Genomic DNA, 18,081 nt, shown 5'->3' on the forward strand with positions numbered 1-18,081 from the left:
ATCATATATTTATATCTATTTCAATAGAATATCTTTATAAGAATAACAATACTAGAAAATTTTTCTAGTATTGTTATTCTTATTATGTTCCGCAATAAGTTCTATAAGGACAATTTGATGGCTTAGGTAATTTAGAATACTCTTCTTGTTTTTTTGAATGTTCATATGGTTTAGATAGAACCTCAAGAAGTCTTTTCATAACATTAAGATTACCTTTATTAGCAGCATCAAGAGCTTCTTCAACTCTATGATTTCTTGGAATTACAGCTGGATTTGAATTCATCATTAGTCCTTTAACCATTTCTTTTGACTTTCCTTGTCTTTGTAATCTTTCCTGCCATAATTTATACCAATATTTAAATTCCTGACTATTATACATTGAACTTTCTTTATTATTATCAAATGTTAATGAGATAAATGTATTAGTATAATCTTCATTATACTTCTCCATCATATTAAGCAAATCTTTAATAATAGATTTATCTTCAACCTCTTCATCAAATAATCCAAGCTTAGACCTCATTATAGATATCCAATTTGAATAATATATCTCAGAAAAGTTAGAAATAGCATTTTGAGCTATTTGTATAGCTTTATTCCTATCTTCATTTAGCAACGGTAATAATGATTCTGCAAATCTACATAAGTTCCACTCTGTCATAATAGGTTGATTTTTATATGAATATCTTCCATTTCTATCTATAGAACTAAATACAGTATTAGGATTGTATTCATCCATAAATGCACATGGCCCATAGTCAATTGTTTCTCCACTTATAGTCATATTATCCGTATTCATAACTCCATGTATAAAACCTACACATTGCCACTTAGAAACAAGACTTGCTTGAGATTTTATAACCTCATTAAGTAGATTAATATATTTATTACTATCATCTTTGATATGAGGAAAATGTCTTTTTAAACAGTAATCAGCTAAATCTTTAAGTTGTTGGTGTGACCCAAAGCTCGATACATATTGAAATGTACCAAATCTAATATGACTTGAAGCAACTCTAGTTAATATTGCACCTTTTTTTATATCTTCTCTAATCACTGGATCACCAGTTTTAACTACAGCTAAGCTACGCGTAGTAGGAATTCCGAGTCCATACATTGCTTCGCTTATTATATATTCTCTAAGCATTGGAGCAAGTGCCGCTCTTCCATCTCCTCCACGAGAGTATGGAGTTTTTCCTGAACCTTTAAGTTGAATATCATATCTTTCACCTAACGGTGTTATTTGCTCTCCTATTAATAAAGCTCTTCCATCACCTAGTATTGTAAAGTGCCCAAACTGGTGACCTCCATATGCTTGAGCAATATATTCTCCACCTTCTATTTTCTTATTTCCTGAGAATATTAAAGTTCCTTCATAACTTTTTAAGGAATCAATATTAAAACCTAAATTTTTTGCCAATTGCTCATTTAATATAATTAACTTTGGTGATGATACTGGATCTATATTAATTTTACTATAAAAAAAATCAGATAAATTTATATACGTATTATCAAAATTCCATCCCATGTTATTTGCATTTTTTATATAAGTCATTTTTCCTCCTTTATTTTAATTTAGATTTATTAATTAATATACCCTTATTAATCATTTCAAATAATCTTATTTAACACAAATCTTTAATCCTTTTTTTGTAATTTTAGACAGTAAAATTTAATTATAAAACTCAACTGTATTTTCACTTATAATGTTCATAACGATAATATAAAACAAACTAAAAGTCACTCTGATTTAATCAGAGTGACTTTTAGTTTGTTTTTAAATTTATTAAAAACATTTTTCTTTTACATTGTCTACTTCGATTTGTTCTCCGTTAGATTCTATAACTCTTTTATACCAAAAGTATGAATCTTTACGTAACCTCTTCATAGTACCATTACCTTCATTATCACGATCTACATATATCATACCATATCTCTTCTTCATTTCGCCTGTAGTAAATGATACTAAATCTATTATTCCCCATGGGGGATATCCCATTAAGTCTACTCCATCATAATTTACAGCTTTTTTAATTTCTTCTATATGTTGTTTTAAATAATCTATACGATTTATATCATGAATTTCTTCATTTTCTTCAACTACATCTACTGCTCCAAATCCATTTTCAACTATAAACATAGGCAGTTGATATCTATCATATATACGATTTAATGTATATCTTAGACCAACTGGATCTATTGCCCATCCCCAATCACTAGATTTTATATATGGATTTTCAACGCCATTTTCTAATCCACCATTCACTATATCTCCAGTATTATCATTATGTACATCAGATTTAACTGTCGTAGACATATAATAACTAAATCCTATATAATCAACTGTTCCTTTACGAAGTATTTCTTCATCTCCTTCTTGTATACCTATATCATATCCTTGTCTTTCAAATTCTTTTACTGCATAACTTGGATAATATCCACGAGTATGGACATCTAAGAAGAAGAATCTTTGACGCATAGCTTCCTCTGCAGCCATTATATCATCTGGATTACAAGAATATGGATATATAGGAACATGAGATACCATACAACCTATTTTGAAGTCTGGATTTATTTCATGCCCTTTTATTACTGCTTTTGCACTTGCTAATAGTTCATTGTGAGCAACTGTATATAACACTTCTTTAGGATCTTCATTCTCTTTAAGAGTTACACCTGAGTTAGTCCATAAGAATATTGGATTATTAGTATCCATTTGGTTATTTATTTCATTAAAAGTCATCCAATACTTAACTTTATCTTTATATCTTTCAAAACATACTTCTGCAAATCTAACAAAGAAATCTATTAATTTACGATTTCTAAATCCTCCATATTCTCTAGCTAAATGAAGCGGTAATTCAAAGTGAGATAATGTTATAACTGGTTCTATTCCATGCTTTAATAGTTCATCAAATACATCATCGTAGAATTTAAGTCCTTCTTCATTTGGAACTAATTCATCTCCCTTTGGAAATATTCTTGTCCAAGCAATAGATGTTCTTAAGCACTTTAATCCCATTCCTGCAAGTAATTCTATATCTTCTTTATATCTTCCATAAAAATCTATAGCTTCATGATTTGGATAAAACTTATCTGGCATAATTGTTTCAGTAATTTCTCTAGGAACACCATGAGCACCTGCAGTCATTACATCTATAACACTAGGACCTTTTCCACCTGCATTCCATCCACCTTCAAATTGATGAGCTGCAAAAGCTCCTCCCCATAAAAAATCTTTTGGTAATTGATTCATAATATCTCTCCTTAATAATTATATATTTTGTGGTACTGCTTTAAGATTAATTATTGTTTTTCCGTAACTAGCTTCTTCATTTATGCATAATGCACTTTCTTCATAAGAATCAAAATTAGTTATTACAACTGGCGTAATTAAAGAATATCCTTTTGAATTTATTGCCTTTCTGTCAAATTCTAGAAGTAAATCTCCACATTTTACTCTCGAATTAACTTTTGTTTTTATATCAAATCCTTATCCTTTCATTTGAACTGTATCCATACCAACATGTATTAATAGCTCTACTCCATTTTCAGAACGTAGACCTATTGCATGTTTAGATTCTGCTATAAATTCTACAGTTCCATCAAATGGTGCATATACTTTATTATCACTTGGTTCTATTGCAATTCCTTTTCCCATAGCCCCGGAAGAAAACACTGGGTCAGATATTTCTGAAAGTGCTATAACTTTTCCACTTATAGCATTTTTTATTTCTTCATTACTATTTATTAAACTAGGTTCCATACTAGTAATTGTTTCAATTACTTCTTTTTCTTCTTCTTTTTCTCCAAATCCAACTATTTGAACTAATATTATTGCACCAAATAATGCTATTGCACAACCTATTAATTCTCCTACTATTGATGTTGGATTGCTTGGATTTATAGCATTTACTACTGTTAGTACACCTGGAAGTCCTGCATACGCATAGTAGTGAGCATTAAAGAAAGATGCTACTACTGCAGCTACAGCTCCTGCTATACAACCACATATAAAAGGCTTTTTGTACTTTAAATTTACTCCATATATAGCTGGCTCCGTTATACCAAATATTCCTGTTATACCAGCTGAAAGTGCTATATTCTTAGTCTGTTTATTTTTTGCTTTTACAAATACTCCTAAAACAGCTCCAGCTTGAGCAACAACTGCCATTGTTTGGAATGCTTGGAATGTATCCATACCATACATATCATAGTTTGCTAATACCATAGGAGTTACTCCCCAGTGAACTCCAAATATTACTACTACTTGCCATAATCCACCTATTATTGCACCTGCGACTGCTGGTGATAAAGCAACCAGATAATTATATCCATTTGCTATTGCTGTAGCTAAACCATCAGAAGCTGGTCCTATTGCTACTATTGTAAGTGGTACCATAATTACCATACATAAAAGAGGTGTAAACAATGATTTAACCACTTCTGGTAAATTTTTTTCTACAAATCTTTCAACATATGATAATATCCATACTAAAAATAACGGTGGTAAAACTGATGAAGTATAAACTGTTTCTGATAACTTTATTCCCATAAAGCTCACAACTGATCCATTAGCTATTTGTGATGCTATATCAGACCAAGTTGGACTTACTAATGCACAACAACATGCTATCGCTATATATGTATTACATTTAAAATGTCTAGATGCTGTTATAGCTATGAATATTGGTAAAAAGGTAAATGGTGCCCAAGATATAAAATCTAATACTTGATTTACACCTGTACCTGAAAAATTTGGAAATGCTAAATTTGCTAATATTAAACATCCTTGTAATATACCTGCTGCTGCTAATATGTATATAAAAGGTGCAAAAACTGCAGACATTGTTGCTATTACCCTATTTAAAATAGTTCCTTTTGCTTCACTTTCATCTGATGAATTTTCTAAATTAACTATACTTGATACCTTATCAAATACCTTCCCTACATGTGTCCCTATTACAACCTGGAACTGTCCATTATTTTGTACCACAGTTATAACACCAGTAAGTGAAGATACTTTATCTACTGCATCTTTAGGTGTTTCTTTTAATACTAACCTAAGCCTTGTTGCACATCTTGCAGCGCCTGTTATATTTTTTTCCCCACCAACAGCTTCAATAATATCCACTGCTAACTTTTCATAGTCACGAATGCTATTTGACATTTTTATTCCCCCATTTAATCAATTTTATCCCAAAGTGTATCTTGATAAATTTATTGTATGTTTATATTGTAATTATACCGGTATAATTAGTTAACAGTTTTTGCAAACATTTTCATTAACTTGGATTAATTTATGTTTTATGCTATACTTATACAAAATATGATTAAAGTAATGAGGGAGTAAATATGCTGAAATATCAACAAGTTGCAAATGATATTGAAAATTACATATATGATAACGATTTATCTCAAGGAACAAAGCTTCCTACAGTAGAAACTTTAGCTTCAGATTATAGTGTCAGCAAAAGTACTATAGTTAAAGCTTTAGAATTATTAGTAACAAAAGGTATGGTATATCAAGTTCAAGGTAGCGGTATATTTGTTAGAAGAAAAAATAGAAAAGGATATGTTAACTTCTCTACAATTCCTGGATTTACTAATAACTTTAAAGGTTCTAAAGTAACTTCAAAGGTTTTAGAATTTGATCTTATTAATGCAACAAAAGAAATTGCAGACTTACTGGAATGTAATGAATACGATGAAGTTTATATGGTAAAAAGATTAAGATACTTAGATGATGTGATTTTCTGTATTGAAGAAGCTTACTATAAAAAGAGCATTGTTCCCTATCTAACTAAAGATATAGTAGAATGTTCAATTTACGAGTATTTAGAAAAATCATTAAATCTAAATTTTGCATTTTCTGATATCTATATGATTATAGAAAAATTAGACAGTGAATCTGCTAGTTTATTAGGTTTAAATTCTGGGGATCCTGCATTAATAGTAGATGAACAAGTTTATTTGACATCAGGAGTTCTTTTTAATGCTTCTAAGGTAACTTATCATTATGAAAACTCTAAGTTTTTCTTTCAATCTTAAAAAAAAGGAATGTCATAAAATGATTAAAATCACTTTAGACATTCCTTTTTTACTTACTATGCATATATTTCTTCCAATCCCCACTTTGAATATAAATTGATTCTTTCTCAAAACGTTGATCATTATTTTTATTGTAGAAGTAAACAAAGCATTTTTCAATTTCATTATCGCTTATATTCTTAACTTCAAGAATTATCTTATCATATTCATTTTCTGGATTATCTTTTCCTTTAAATCCTTCCATTTCATCCATTGCTTTTATAGTTTCCTCATAGAAATTTGGATCTATCACTATAATTTCTCCATTTATAATGTCTTCACCTGATATTATAGCTGGATATCCTTTATAAGGCATGTGATATAATCTCATATTTTCTAACTTTGCAGTTTTTTTCTCTAATACCTTACCAGCTAAATATTTCTCATAGTTAAAAAATCCATCTCTTAAACTTCCATAGACAAAAACATTTATATTTTTCATTAGCAAATTTCTCCACCTATAGCATTTATATCTTTATCATACAAAGTACATGCTTCTATTGCAAGCTCAAGTCCTTTTACTATTTCATCTAAAGACATAAATGGTGTATTTTTCTTATCTATAATTTGAGAAGTCATGTAAGGTATGTGTATAAATCCACCTTTTATATTAGGGTATTTTTTATCTATCATATATAATATTCCGTACATAACATGATTACATACAAATGTTCCTGCTGTATTAGATAATGTTGCTGGTATATTATTTTCATTCATATGTTTTACCATTGCTTTTACTGGTAAATTTGAAAAGTATGCAGCTTGACCATCTTCTTGTATCACTTCATCAGTTGGCTGATTGCCTTCATTATCTTCTATTCTAAAATCATCTATATTTATAGCTACTCTTTCTGGAGTTATGTCAAATCTACCTCCAGCTTGTCCCACAGATATTACAAAATCAGGATTATGCTCTTTTATTGCATCTTCTATAACTTGAACTGACTTAGTTCTAACTGTAGGTATAGTTATTTTTATTACATGAGCACCATTTATCTCGTCTTTTACCATTTTTACAGCTTCTTCTGCTGGGTTTACTGCGTCTCCTCCAAATGGATCAAATCCTGTTAATAATATTTTCATATAATTTCCTCCTAAAAATATCTGTTAATTTAAATTAAAAACCTAAAGTATACATTAAGAAAATATGAACTATAAGTAATACTAATGCCACTGGCGCTTGTGCTTTTATTACCGCATTTTTATCCTTAAGCTCTAGTAATGCTGCAGGTAACATATTAAAGTTTGCTGCCATCGGAGTTAATAGCGTTCCGCAATATCCAGCTGTTAGCGCAAGAGTAGAGCATACTATAGGATCTCCTCCTTGAGCAAATACAAATGGTAAACCTACTCCTACTGTTATAACTGAGAATGCGGCAAATGCATTACCCATTATAGCTGTAAATAATGCCATACCAACACAATAAGCTATAACTCCAACTAATATATTTCCAGTTGGTATAACCCCAGATATTATAGAAGATATCTTATCTCCTACTCCAGCTGCTGTAAATAAAACGCCTAATGAAGCTAATAATTGAGGTAATATTGTAAATGCTCCCATTGATTGATACATTCTATTACTATCTTCTAAAAATTCACCAACATTTGCTTTAGTTATTACAAATGTTAATAATAAAGTTACTGTAGCTGATATACCGATTGCTACTGTTCCTGATAAATATGTAAATGATGCTATTATCATTGCTACTACTGCAATTGATAAAGATGGTATAAATATTTTCAAACCTAATTTCTCTGCTTTTAAATTCGCAAATGTTTCATCTAACTGTTTTAATGTTCCTATATTTATTTGTTTAGTCACTGATAATAACGCTATTAAAACTACTAATACTCCTACTAATATACTTGGTATGTAATTTCCAAACATAAACACTATCGCTAGAGTTCCCCAAAATATTGAAGTTCCTATTCTTGTTTTATGATTTTTATCTTTTATAGTGAACACCATAGTAACTATCATGTATAACCCTATCATCATATAAAATATTTCTAATAATGTATTTGAAAGCTTTGCTATATCCATTATTCTGCACCTCCTACATTATTTTTTCTAGACATATATTTTTTCTTTAATTTTCTATCTAATAATCTATTTTGACAAACCCATAGTATTATAGCTAAAACACCCACTGGTATAGCTACTTTCGCCAGTTGAAGTGTATCTACATTCATTCCTAGACCTTCTAATGTTGATGCTATTAAAAGTATTCCTGCATTAGCCATAAATATATTTTGACCATAGAAATTACCTATATTATCTGATGCAGCTGAATAAGCTCTTATTTTATCTAAGTCTTCTTCGTCTAATTCTCCATACTTTGCAATGGCTGCACCTTCTGCCATTGGGCTTACTAATGGTCTAACAAACTGAGGATGACCACCTAATGTAACCCCCATTGCTATCGTTGCTTCTCTTATAAGTGTATATCCACTTAATAGTATTCCTGTTGATAAATTACTTGCTTTTTTTATAAGCATTATTGCTTTAGCTTTTAACCCATATCTTTCACATAATCCTATTATTGGTACTGTAAGCATAAATAAGCAAGTTGTTCTATTTGTTATAAATGCCTCTCCTAAGGTACTTAAAGTTTCTGTTATACTCATATTTGCAACTAACCCTGTAGCAATTCCAGCTGAAACTACAACTGCTATAGTATCTAATTTTAGCGCAAATCCAATTATAATTATCAATATTCCTATTAATTCCATATTGACTTCTCCTTTTTTTTTAATATTCAGTTAATTTATTATATAATGTTAATTTTTAAATGTAAACATTTTTCGACATACTTTTTAAAATTTTCTAAAAATTTTTACTTATATTTTATTTCTCTATATATAAAAAAACGAACTCTATTTAGAGTTCGCTTTGCTAGCTAATTGATTTTTCTTCATATATATTACGAATTTCATTTATATGCTGAATTACGATACTTATATGATAGTTATAAACTGGACTTATATCATCTTTTATTTCTATATCATTAGCTAATTCATCATATAAATCTTTACATTTATTATAATTTTCTTCATTTATATAACATTTTTTCTTCATACTTTCTAAAACTTGAAGATGCATGTATATCTGCTTACAAATCTCTATTATATTGTTAATTTTTTTATCATCAATTTCTGAATTACTATATTCTAGCTCTTCTAAGAATTTTTTATATAGTGCTTCAAGGTTAGAAATATCTTTAATTAAAGAAGATTTATCCATATGAATTCCATTTTCAACCTCATATCTTAATAGCTCAATAGATTTATCCTCTATTGTTTTAATTTCATTATAGATTTTATCTAAATAGTTAGGTCTATATATTATATAATTTACAGCTACTCCGATAAGGATACCTATCGATGTATCTAATATTCTATAAATAGAATAGCTCAATGGATTTGAACTTCCAGTTCCTAATTCTATAGCGCAAAATACTATACATGCAATATTTATAGATTTGTTTATATTTAAAATATTACATATATATATAGTCGCAATTACTCCTAAACATGATAATATAGGGTCACCAGGTCTAATACTTACAAATAAAAATCCTACTACACCACCTACAAATGTACCCTTTAACCTATTTTTACCTACGACTAAAGAACTTTTTACTGTTGCTTGCATGCATATAACACAAGATATTGCAGCATAAAAAGTGTTATCAGCTATATTTAACTTTCCAGCTAATATACACAACATAACACCTATACCGGTTTTTATAGTTCTCATTCCAGGTTTTTGTAATTTCAAATTCAACACCTCCACTCAATATTACTATATCATAATGTAAATTATATACAATTATTTAAACACATAAAAATACTAGAACAACTTGTTCTAGTATCTTGTAAATAAAATTTAAATTTGTATTTTATACTTACCAATAAGTTTACAAGATAAAACCTAGTTTTTTTATATTACATAAATATAAGATGGACTATTTAGGAAAAATAAATTATAACTCTTGCTAAATTTATAGGAGGTTTATTTATGGACAAAGAGTTTGATCATGATTATAAAAAAAATGTTCTTCGACTGGCACTATTTATTGGTGAACTTATGCTTATAAATGGAGCTGAAACTTATCGTGTTGAAGATACAATACTTAGGATTTGTAAGTCTAGAGGTTTTAACCATATAAATGTTTTTACGTCTCCTACAGTTATAATCATTTCTGATTATAGATTTGATGGTTATGCATTTATGAAAACTATAAAGTCTAGATCTATAAATTTAAACAAAATTTCATTATTAAATAGCCTTTCTAGGAAATTTGTAAATGATACTAATTTATCCGTTAAAGATGCTATGATAGAACTAAAAAGATTAAATAGTGTAAATTCATATTCTCCTATAGTAGCTTATATTTGTACAGGAATTGGCTCAGCCTTTTTCGCAGGTGTTTTAAGTGGAGATAACTTACAAACTTTTATATCTACCTTTATTACATCTATTTTAGCAGTTATTATTTACAATAAAACTATGAAGTTGAGTAGTATACCTGCATTTTCTAGCTTAATTGCATCTATTTTTATAGCCTTTATTGGGGTTTTATTATCCCATATTAATATAGTAGATACACCAACCATGCTAATCGTAGGATCTATTATGCCTCTTCTTCCTGGTGTTTCATTTATTAAGGGAATTAGAGACTTAATTTCTGGAGATTTAATTTCCGGTGTAGCTCGAGCTTTTGACGCGACTGTTACTGCTATAAGTATTGCCTGCGGAGTTGGTATTATTTTAGATATTTGGATCAGATTAGGAGGTATACTTTAATGACAAATATGCCTGTTTATATGCATTTTTTATATTCATTCTTTGCTACTATAGGCTTTTCCGTATTTTTAGATGCACCTAAATCTACATTGATTCCATGTGGATTTACCGGAGGATTGGGGTGGAGTGTATATTATTATTTATATACATTTACATATAATGATCCTTTTTCAAATTTTATAGCTGCTTTTTTAGTTTCTTTAGTAAGTGAAATACTAGCAAGAAAATTAAAGCAACCAGCTATAGTTTTTGTGATTCCCGGAATTATACCTCTTGTCCCTGGACTTGGTATGTATAAGACCATGCTTTACTTAGTACAAAGTAATTTCGCCTTAGCAATATCTAAAGGTTCTAGTGTGCTATTCGTTGGTGGTTCAATAACTCTAGGTGTACTTGTTGTAACATCATTAGTAAAAACAGTTAACATATCTGAATTAAAAAGAGCTGCTAAATAGCAGCTTTATCTTTTATATTGCTATTCAATTTTCTTAGGTAAATTAATAAAAATATAGTTCTGCCAAAATAATATGTTAAAAACGCAAACCAAAGACCATAATTTTTAAATATAGGAGCTGTTATTTTTAAAGTTATTATAAATAATATCATTGATAAAAATGTAGAGTTTCTTATCGCTTTAGTTTCCATAGCTCCAGTGAAAACCCCATAAAATGTAAGGCTCATACATGCTATACATGGATAAATGATTATCCAAAAATCATAAATCTTAACATTTGTAACAACTTCTTCTATACTTGTAAATAAAAAAATTACTCTCTCTCTAAAAAATATATAAAGTATAGTAAGTAAAACCATAAATATAAAACTCCACTTAAAGGTTATCTTTATTGTATTATTTAATAAATTACTATTTTTATTTCCTACTGCCCTTCCTGCAAATACACTAGATGCATTTGCTAATCCTTCAAATAAATATGAAATCACACTTTCTAGTTGTAGAATGATAGTATTTGCTGCAAGTATCTCAGTTCCAAAAGATGAGCTACTTGCCATAAACATATTATTCACTATCAAAAGACATATAGTACGTATTATAAAATCTGAATTAGCAAATATCTTATTAAGTATTTCATTCTTATCTAATATATTTTTATTTAATACATCTTTACATTTAAATCCACTAGAACTGAACATGAATTTAATACCTAATACTAATGTAAATAATTGAGAAAATAAAGTAGCTATAGCTACTCCATCTACCTTCATTCCAAAATTCCATACTAATAATACATCCAATACTATATTGACTATATTGCCAACAACCTACATTGTAACAGACTCTTTCACTTTTGATTGCCCCATTAACCATCCTAAAATAACATAATTTACAAATACAACAGGAGCTCCATAAATTAATATATTATAGTATATACGTGACTGCTCCATTACTAATTTTTCTGGTGCTAATATCTTCATTGCCAGTGTCCATATAATATCCTTCATTAATATAAATCCTAATCCTACTATAATAGCTATAATTAAGGGATGTATAAAAGCTTCTATTTTCTTTTTATTATTATCATCCCCTATGGCCTGAGCGCTATAACTAGTAGTACTTACCCTCAAAAATCCAAATAACCAATATAATGTATTAAATATAGTAACTCCTATGGATACTCCCCCTATAAATATAGGACTTTCCATTCTTCCAACTACTGCAGTATCAACTATACCTAATAAAGGTTGAGTAAGTGTTGATAACATAAATGGTATTGCAATCTTTAGATATTCACTTTGATTTAATTTATCACATTCTATATCCATAAAATCACCTTATTTTTCTATTATCATTAAGTTCTCATATTGTTTTATATTACAATCAATTAAGTTTCATGATACTTTAATCATATAAATAAATTTATTTAATAATACTTTTGCTCTTACTTAATATATAAAAGCCCCCCACTGTTAGAAGGAATATCTATAATTAATTTCTTTCTTTTTGTATCTATCTTTAATAAATTATTATTTTTAGTAGTATCTAAAATGTCAACAGCATTACTTACTTCAAATGGCATATCTATTTCCATAGTTATAGATTTGTAATTATTATTAACTATTGTTACAACTGCATGATTTTCTAATATTCTAGCAAATGCAAATTGACGATTTGTTAATTTAAGTTCTTTATAATCACCATAAGTTAATTCTAAATAATTTGCTTTAAGTTCTCCTAGTTTACATAAAAGATTAGTTATTTTATTTTTATAATAATAATCTTTATAATTGTTTAAGTCTAAACATGGCCTAAGATTCCAATCATCACCTTGATTCTTATTCCCTTCTATACAGAATTCTGAACCATAATATATAGAAGGAATGCCAGGTATGGTGTATTGAAGTAATAAAGTGTTATATATATGTTCTTTATTTTTCAAAATACTATATATACGTGATACATCATGATTGTCTACAAATGTATAAAGCCTTAATTTCCCTGTCATTTCTATCATACGTTTAATATTATGTGCTAACTCAAAATAATTGTGATCATTATGACTTGAGTAAATAGATTTATACATTGAATAATTCGTCACAGAATGTAACATCTCACTATTTGCCCAACGACTATAATCACCATGTATTACCTCACCCATTAACCAAAAATCATTTTTTAAGTTTTCAGTAAATATTCTAAGTCTTTTCATAAAATTAAAATCTAAAACTTCTGCAACATCTAGTCGTATTCCATCAATATCAAATTCATCTATCCAAAACTTAACTGTATCTAGATGGTATTTCACTACTTCTTCATTGTTATTATTTAATTTGACAAGAAGATTATATCCTCCCCAATTTTCATAACATAATCTATCATTATACTCATTATTTCCCAAGAAATTTACATTACAAAACCAGTTTCTATATTTACTATTTTCACGATTTTTCTTTAAATCCTCAAAAGCAAAAAAATTTCTACCTACATGATTAAATACTCCATCTACAATTACTTTTAGCCCTATTTTATGGCAATTACTTATAAAATTTCTAAAGTCTTTATTATTTCCAAGTCTTTTATCCACTTTTCTATAATTTATAGTATCATATCCGTGTGAACCAGATTCAAATAAGGGACCTATATAAATACATGTACATCCTATTTTTTTAGCATGCTCTGCCCATTTATTAAGTTTTTCAAAATGATTTTCTGCCACTCCACTATTTTCATGTCTACAACCACAAAGTCCAAGAGGGTATATATGATATATTACAGCCTTATCATACCATGCCATAACAATCTCTCCTTTCATAGTTAAATACCTTATATTCATTATATTAGTTTTTTTAATTTGTTATTCAGTTGTATATAATAAAAGGACTAGCTACGCTTAGCTAGTCCTTTTATTTGTTGCTCATTTTTTATCTTTTAAATTTGGATTAACTGGTAATATAATTCAAAATTGCTACCTTCTCCAAGCTTACTCTCCACATAAATTTCGCCTTTATGTAACTTTACAATTTGATTAGTTATTGCAAGCCCAAGTCCACTTCCTAATTTTGCTTTATTACTCATTTCTGTTACTTGACTAAATCTCTCAAAAATAGTTTTATGATATTTCTCATCTATTCCAACGCCTGTATCTTTAACACTTATCATAACCCTATCATTTAAATCTTTTACACTTACAGTTATATTACCACCCTTTGGTGTAAATTTAGCTGCATTACCAACTAAATTTACTATACATCTTTCAATTTCATAAGAATCACAGAATATAGTTTTCTCCTCAACATCTGGGTCTATTATAATATCAATACCTTTTGATTGTACATAATCAACTAGTGCCAATGAAGTTTCTTCAACTAAGTATACTATACCTACTTCTTTTAAATTTATAACATACATATCATTTTGTAGTTTAGTATTATCAACTATGTTGTTAACTAAATTTAATAATCTATCACAATTTTTTTGTGATATATCTATATAATAGCTCAATTTACTGTGTTCAAGATTTGAACCTTTTTTCATTAAACCTAAGATTAGTTGATTTGTGCTATTTATAACATTCAAAGGTTTTCTTAACTCATGAGATAAATTAATTAAATAACTATTTTTACTCTCTTATAATTATTAATATATTTAAAAATTTATTTAATGTAACTTCCTTAATATACTTTTATTTAATATATTTAAATTTATGTAACTAGTTTTTACAACTTATATATTATATTTACTAGATCAAGTCCATCATCGTAATTTACTACTGCATCAACTTCATATACATCTTTAATAAGTTCTTTTGTTAAAATTTCTTTTGGATTTCCATATGCAACTATGTATCCGTCTTTTAAAACATATATTTTATCACAATACATTGATGCCATATTTAAATCATGAATGGCAGCAATTACTTCTATATCTAAATTCTTAACTGTATTCATTAACTGTAATTGATATTTTATATCTAAGTGATTAGTCGGTTCATCAAGTATTAAACAATCTGTTTTTTGAGCAAGAGCTCTTGCTAATATAATTCTTTGCTGCTCTCCACCAGAAAGTGTATTAAAGTTTCTATCTTTACAATTAAGCATGTCAACTTTCTTTAAAGATTCCTCCATTATTTCATAATCATTTAAAGAATCTCTTTCCATTAATTTTTTATGAGGAGATCTTCCCATTAAAACTATTTCACTTACACTAAAATCGAAATCATAATAGTTATGCTGTGAAACCACTGCCATCTTTCTTGCACTTTCTTTAGTAGTAAGATCATTTAAATTTATATCGTCTAATCTAATAATTCCACTTGTTGGCTTTAATATTCTATAAATACATTTTAATAATGTTGATTTACCACTTCCATTAGGTCCGATTATACCTATAAATTCTTTATTTTTTACATCTATATTAATTCCATTTAATACATCCTTTTTCCCTATTTTAAATTTAATATCTTCTACATTTATTTTCATTAGCTTTTACCTCCAAAGCCGTAAGTATTTCTAATAATTAACAAAATAAAACATGGTGCACCTATCATTGAAATGAGTATTCCTATCGGTATCTCTGTTCCCTTTATAATTACTCTAGATAGTATATCTGCCCATATTAAGAATATTGCACCTAGCAGCGCTGCTATTGGAATTATTTTCTTATGATCTGGTCCTAGAATTATTCTAACAATATGAGGTATTACTAGCCCTACAAATCCAATCATTCCAGATGCGTAAACTAAAATTCCGATCATCAAAGATGCTATTATTAAATAAGCATGTCTATATTTATGAAGATCTGTTCCTAATGTTATAGATACTTCATCTCCTAATAACATTAAATTTAATATCTTATGTTGAGTTAAAAAGAATATAGTCCCTATTAAAACAAATGGCATTATAAACATTATTTGCTCCCATTTTGCACCAGCTACACTTCCCATTAACCAAAATGTTATAGTCTGCATTCCTTGAGCATCATTAGCAAAATAAACTATAAAGCTAGAGAATGCACTACAAACCGAACTAAGCGCCATACCTCCTAAAAGAAGTTTTATAGAATTTGCTCTTTGACCAATATTAGCTATTAATAATACAAGCATTGATGTTACAAGTGCTCCAATAAATCCACATATACCTATTGCATTACTTCCAAATATGGCTCCTACTCCAAGCATAACCGATATTGTCGCACCTAGTGATGCTCCTGATGATATCCCTAGTATATATGGGTCTGCGAGCGGATTCTTCACAATTGCCTGCATTACAATTCCTACAACTGATAATCCTATACCAACTAACATAGCTAATATAATTCTAGGTAACCTTATTAACCAAACTACATCATGTACTGCTCCATTAGATAATATTTCTTCATTTCCTATTCCAAATATTTTATAAAAAATAATACTATAAACTTCCTTTATACTTATATCAACAGAACCTAAATTCACTGCAAATCCTATAGATAAAGCTAATATTAATAATAATATTAGCGAAACACCTACATACATAGGTGCTCCTTCATTTATATTTATTCTACTTTTACTTATTATAGCTTTCTTATCCATATAATTAGCCTACTCATTTAAATCTGGATATAATCCATTTGCAAATGTATTTATTCCATCTATTGTTCTTATTCCACTACAGTACATTTCTCCTAATGCAATAGCATTTATTCTATTATTTTTTACAGCATCTAAACTTGCAAGTGACTTATTATTTAAAATATTTTCTACAGCTTCTTTAGGTACATTCTCGTCATTTCTATCCATATATACTACAAATATTGAATCTGGATTTAATTTTATTAAATCTTCTTCACTTATATTTCCACCATTAGGATTTAATAACTCACCTCCAAGAATTGAAACCATATCTCCACCTAATGTACTTGCTCCATAAGTATATATCTGTCCATCCATATATTCTATTATTAAAGTAGTTTGCTTTTCATTATTTTTTACTGAATCAGCTACAGATTTTACTTTTAAATCAATTTCATTTACTAAATCCTTAGCTCTATCTTCAACATTAAATATCTTACCTAAATTTAATATATCAATCTTTTCATTTTCCACTTTTCTACTTGCTACTGCTCCACTATTTAATGACATATATGTATTTGTACCATTTTTATGCCAATAGTCCACATCACCTAAATTCTTCTCATCAAATAATGAGTACCAAGATAATATAAAGTCTGGTTGTTCCATTATAATAGTTTCCTTAGATGGTGCAAATTCTTTTAAATAATTTACTTTATTAAAAGCTTCTTTATATTCACTCTTAACTTCATGGTCTAATCCAGAAGCCATTACTATCTTATCTTCTAAACCTAATGCTAGTAATGTTTCTATTGAATTTTGATATACTGCTACAACCTTTTCAGGTGACTTTTCAAAAGTTATTTCTACAGGTTTTTTTTCATAATTATATGTAGTTATTGTAACAGGATAATGTGAACTCTCATTCACTATATTTTCTGTTAATTCTTTATCTTCTACTTCATTTGTATTATTTGTGCTACATGCTGTAAGGCTTAATATAATTAAACCACTTAAAAGTAATGTAATTTTTTTCTTAATCATCTTCATTTTCTAAATCCTCTCATATATATTTACAATAAATACCTTACAATATTATACATATAAACTTAATCCTATTTGTGTCATTTTTGTGTCATTTCTGTGTCACTTTACACAAAAAAGTAAAAATAA

At 28.3% G+C, this 18,081-nt stretch carries 17 protein-coding genes and 1 pseudogene; 3 read left to right on the plus strand and 15 right to left on the minus strand.

Annotation, left to right across the window (positions count from 1 at the left end; translation table 11 throughout):
- Positions 1-82: 82 nt before the first annotated feature.
- From EIH23_RS09805 to EIH23_RS09815, 3 genes and pseudogenes are all read right to left on the minus strand, one after another.
- Positions 83-1,555: a protein adenylyltransferase SelO gene (locus EIH23_RS09805; protein ID WP_122640113.1), complete on the minus strand. Its 1,473-nt coding sequence runs from the start codon at positions 1,553-1,555 to the stop codon at positions 83-85.
- A 231-nt stretch (positions 1,556-1,786) separates the two neighbouring features.
- Positions 1,787-3,256, minus strand: a complete 1,470-nt coding sequence (locus EIH23_RS09810; protein ID WP_122640114.1) for a 6-phospho-beta-glucosidase — start codon at positions 3,254-3,256, stop codon at positions 1,787-1,789.
- 18 nt (positions 3,257-3,274) lie between these two features.
- Positions 3,275-5,170 (minus strand): annotated as a pseudogene (locus EIH23_RS09815) (beta-glucoside-specific PTS transporter subunit IIABC).
- A gap of 185 nt (positions 5,171-5,355) precedes the next feature.
- Here EIH23_RS09815 and EIH23_RS09820 point away from each other — a divergent pair.
- Complete coding sequence (locus EIH23_RS09820; protein WP_122640115.1) at positions 5,356-6,051, plus strand: GntR family transcriptional regulator; 696 nt, start codon at positions 5,356-5,358, stop codon at positions 6,049-6,051.
- Positions 6,052-6,100: 49 nt separating this feature from the next.
- On the opposite strand, the gene EIH23_RS09825 is transcribed toward EIH23_RS09820, so the two are convergent.
- The 5 genes from EIH23_RS09825 to EIH23_RS09845 form a co-directional block, all read right to left on the minus strand.
- Complete coding sequence (locus EIH23_RS09825) at positions 6,101-6,532, minus strand: gamma-glutamylcyclotransferase family protein (RefSeq protein WP_122640116.1); 432 nt, start codon at positions 6,530-6,532, stop codon at positions 6,101-6,103.
- Complete coding sequence (pcp, locus tag EIH23_RS09830) at positions 6,532-7,173, minus strand: pyroglutamyl-peptidase I (RefSeq protein ID WP_122640117.1); 642 nt, start codon at positions 7,171-7,173, stop codon at positions 6,532-6,534. Before pcp ends, EIH23_RS09825 begins: the two co-directional genes overlap by 1 nt.
- A 34-nt stretch (positions 7,174-7,207) precedes the next feature.
- The gene (locus EIH23_RS09835; protein ID WP_122640118.1) at positions 7,208-8,137 is read right to left on the minus strand and encodes a DUF979 domain-containing protein; all 930 of its coding nucleotides are present in this window, start codon (positions 8,135-8,137) and stop codon (positions 7,208-7,210) included.
- Positions 8,137-8,826, minus strand: coding sequence for a DUF969 domain-containing protein (locus tag EIH23_RS09840; RefSeq protein ID WP_122640119.1), 690 nt, complete (start codon positions 8,824-8,826; stop codon positions 8,137-8,139). The genes EIH23_RS09835 and EIH23_RS09840 overlap by 1 nt, the downstream gene beginning before the upstream one ends.
- 163 nt (positions 8,827-8,989) lie before the next feature.
- Positions 8,990-9,874 (minus strand): FUSC family protein, encoded by an 885-nt coding sequence (locus EIH23_RS09845; RefSeq protein WP_122640120.1) that lies wholly within the window; start codon positions 9,872-9,874, stop codon positions 8,990-8,992.
- 240 nt (positions 9,875-10,114) lie between these two features.
- On the opposite strand from EIH23_RS09845, the gene EIH23_RS09850 reads away from it, so the two are divergent.
- Positions 10,115-10,903 (plus strand): threonine/serine exporter family protein, encoded by a 789-nt coding sequence (locus EIH23_RS09850; protein WP_122640121.1) that lies wholly within the window; start codon positions 10,115-10,117, stop codon positions 10,901-10,903.
- Complete coding sequence (locus EIH23_RS09855; RefSeq protein WP_122640122.1) at positions 10,903-11,358, plus strand: threonine/serine exporter family protein; 456 nt, start codon at positions 10,903-10,905, stop codon at positions 11,356-11,358. The genes EIH23_RS09850 and EIH23_RS09855 overlap by 1 nt, the downstream gene beginning before the upstream one ends.
- Here the strand turns inward: EIH23_RS09855 and EIH23_RS09860 are convergent.
- The 7 genes from EIH23_RS09860 to EIH23_RS09890 form a co-directional block, all read right to left on the minus strand.
- Positions 11,351-12,127, minus strand: coding sequence for an MATE family efflux transporter (locus EIH23_RS09860; protein ID WP_122640123.1), 777 nt, complete (start codon positions 12,125-12,127; stop codon positions 11,351-11,353). The genes EIH23_RS09855 and EIH23_RS09860 overlap by 8 nt on opposite strands.
- A 57-nt stretch (positions 12,128-12,184) precedes the next feature.
- Positions 12,185-12,685, minus strand: coding sequence for an MATE family efflux transporter (locus tag EIH23_RS09865; RefSeq protein WP_122640124.1), 501 nt, complete (start codon positions 12,683-12,685; stop codon positions 12,185-12,187).
- 116 nt (positions 12,686-12,801) lie between these two features.
- Positions 12,802-14,154, minus strand: a complete 1,353-nt coding sequence (locus EIH23_RS09870; protein ID WP_206425656.1) for an alpha-amylase family glycosyl hydrolase — start codon at positions 14,152-14,154, stop codon at positions 12,802-12,804.
- A gap of 134 nt (positions 14,155-14,288) precedes the next feature.
- Positions 14,289-14,966: a sensor histidine kinase gene (locus tag EIH23_RS09875; RefSeq protein WP_279265881.1), complete on the minus strand. Its 678-nt coding sequence runs from the start codon at positions 14,964-14,966 to the stop codon at positions 14,289-14,291.
- A 110-nt stretch (positions 14,967-15,076) separates the two neighbouring features.
- Positions 15,077-15,838: an ABC transporter ATP-binding protein gene (locus tag EIH23_RS09880; protein ID WP_122640125.1), complete on the minus strand. Its 762-nt coding sequence runs from the start codon at positions 15,836-15,838 to the stop codon at positions 15,077-15,079.
- Complete coding sequence (locus tag EIH23_RS09885) at positions 15,838-16,929, minus strand: FecCD family ABC transporter permease (RefSeq protein ID WP_243113380.1); 1,092 nt, start codon at positions 16,927-16,929, stop codon at positions 15,838-15,840. The genes EIH23_RS09880 and EIH23_RS09885 overlap by 1 nt, the downstream gene beginning before the upstream one ends.
- Before the next feature lie 9 nt (positions 16,930-16,938).
- Entirely contained in the window at positions 16,939-17,958 is a 1,020-nt protein-coding gene (locus EIH23_RS09890; protein WP_122640126.1) for an ABC transporter substrate-binding protein, read from the minus strand.
- Positions 17,959-18,081: the final 123 nt, after the last annotated feature.

The organism is Romboutsia sp. Marseille-P6047 (assembly GCF_900604535.1).
Lineage (GTDB): Bacteria > Bacillota > Clostridia > Peptostreptococcales > Peptostreptococcaceae > Romboutsia_E.

What these genes read in the sequence shown, in the direction of transcription:
- EIH23_RS09805 (WP_122640113.1), bottom strand. Translation starts at nt 1,555, where the DNA reads ATGACTTATATAAAAAATGCAAATAACATGGGATGGAATTTTGATAAT.
- EIH23_RS09810 (WP_122640114.1), bottom strand. Translation starts at nt 3,256, where the DNA reads ATGAATCAATTACCAAAAGATTTTTTATGGGGAGGAGCTTTTGCAGCT.
- EIH23_RS09820 (WP_122640115.1), top strand. Translation starts at nt 5,356, where the DNA reads ATGCTGAAATATCAACAAGTTGCAAATGATATTGAAAATTACATATAT.
- EIH23_RS09825 (WP_122640116.1), bottom strand. Translation starts at nt 6,532, where the DNA reads ATGAAAAATATAAATGTTTTTGTCTATGGAAGTTTAAGAGATGGATTT.
- pcp (WP_122640117.1), bottom strand. Translation starts at nt 7,173, where the DNA reads ATGAAAATATTATTAACAGGATTTGATCCATTTGGAGGAGACGCAGTA.
- EIH23_RS09835 (WP_122640118.1), bottom strand. Translation starts at nt 8,137, where the DNA reads ATGGATATAGCAAAGCTTTCAAATACATTATTAGAAATATTTTATATG.
- EIH23_RS09840 (WP_122640119.1), bottom strand. Translation starts at nt 8,826, where the DNA reads ATGGAATTAATAGGAATATTGATAATTATAATTGGATTTGCGCTAAAA.
- EIH23_RS09850 (WP_122640121.1), top strand. Translation starts at nt 10,115, where the DNA reads ATGGACAAAGAGTTTGATCATGATTATAAAAAAAATGTTCTTCGACTG.
- EIH23_RS09855 (WP_122640122.1), top strand. Translation starts at nt 10,903, where the DNA reads ATGACAAATATGCCTGTTTATATGCATTTTTTATATTCATTCTTTGCT.
- EIH23_RS09860 (WP_122640123.1), bottom strand. Translation starts at nt 12,127, where the DNA reads ATGAAGGTAGATGGAGTAGCTATAGCTACTTTATTTTCTCAATTATTT.
- EIH23_RS09865 (WP_122640124.1), bottom strand. Translation starts at nt 12,685, where the DNA reads ATGGATATAGAATGTGATAAATTAAATCAAAGTGAATATCTAAAGATT.
- EIH23_RS09870 (WP_206425656.1), bottom strand. Translation starts at nt 14,154, where the DNA reads ATGGCATGGTATGATAAGGCTGTAATATATCATATATACCCTCTTGGA.
- EIH23_RS09880 (WP_122640125.1), bottom strand. Translation starts at nt 15,838, where the DNA reads ATGAAAATAAATGTAGAAGATATTAAATTTAAAATAGGGAAAAAGGAT.
- EIH23_RS09885 (WP_243113380.1), bottom strand. Translation starts at nt 16,929, where the DNA reads ATGGATAAGAAAGCTATAATAAGTAAAAGTAGAATAAATATAAATGAA.
- EIH23_RS09890 (WP_122640126.1), bottom strand. Translation starts at nt 17,958, where the DNA reads ATGAAGATGATTAAGAAAAAAATTACATTACTTTTAAGTGGTTTAATT.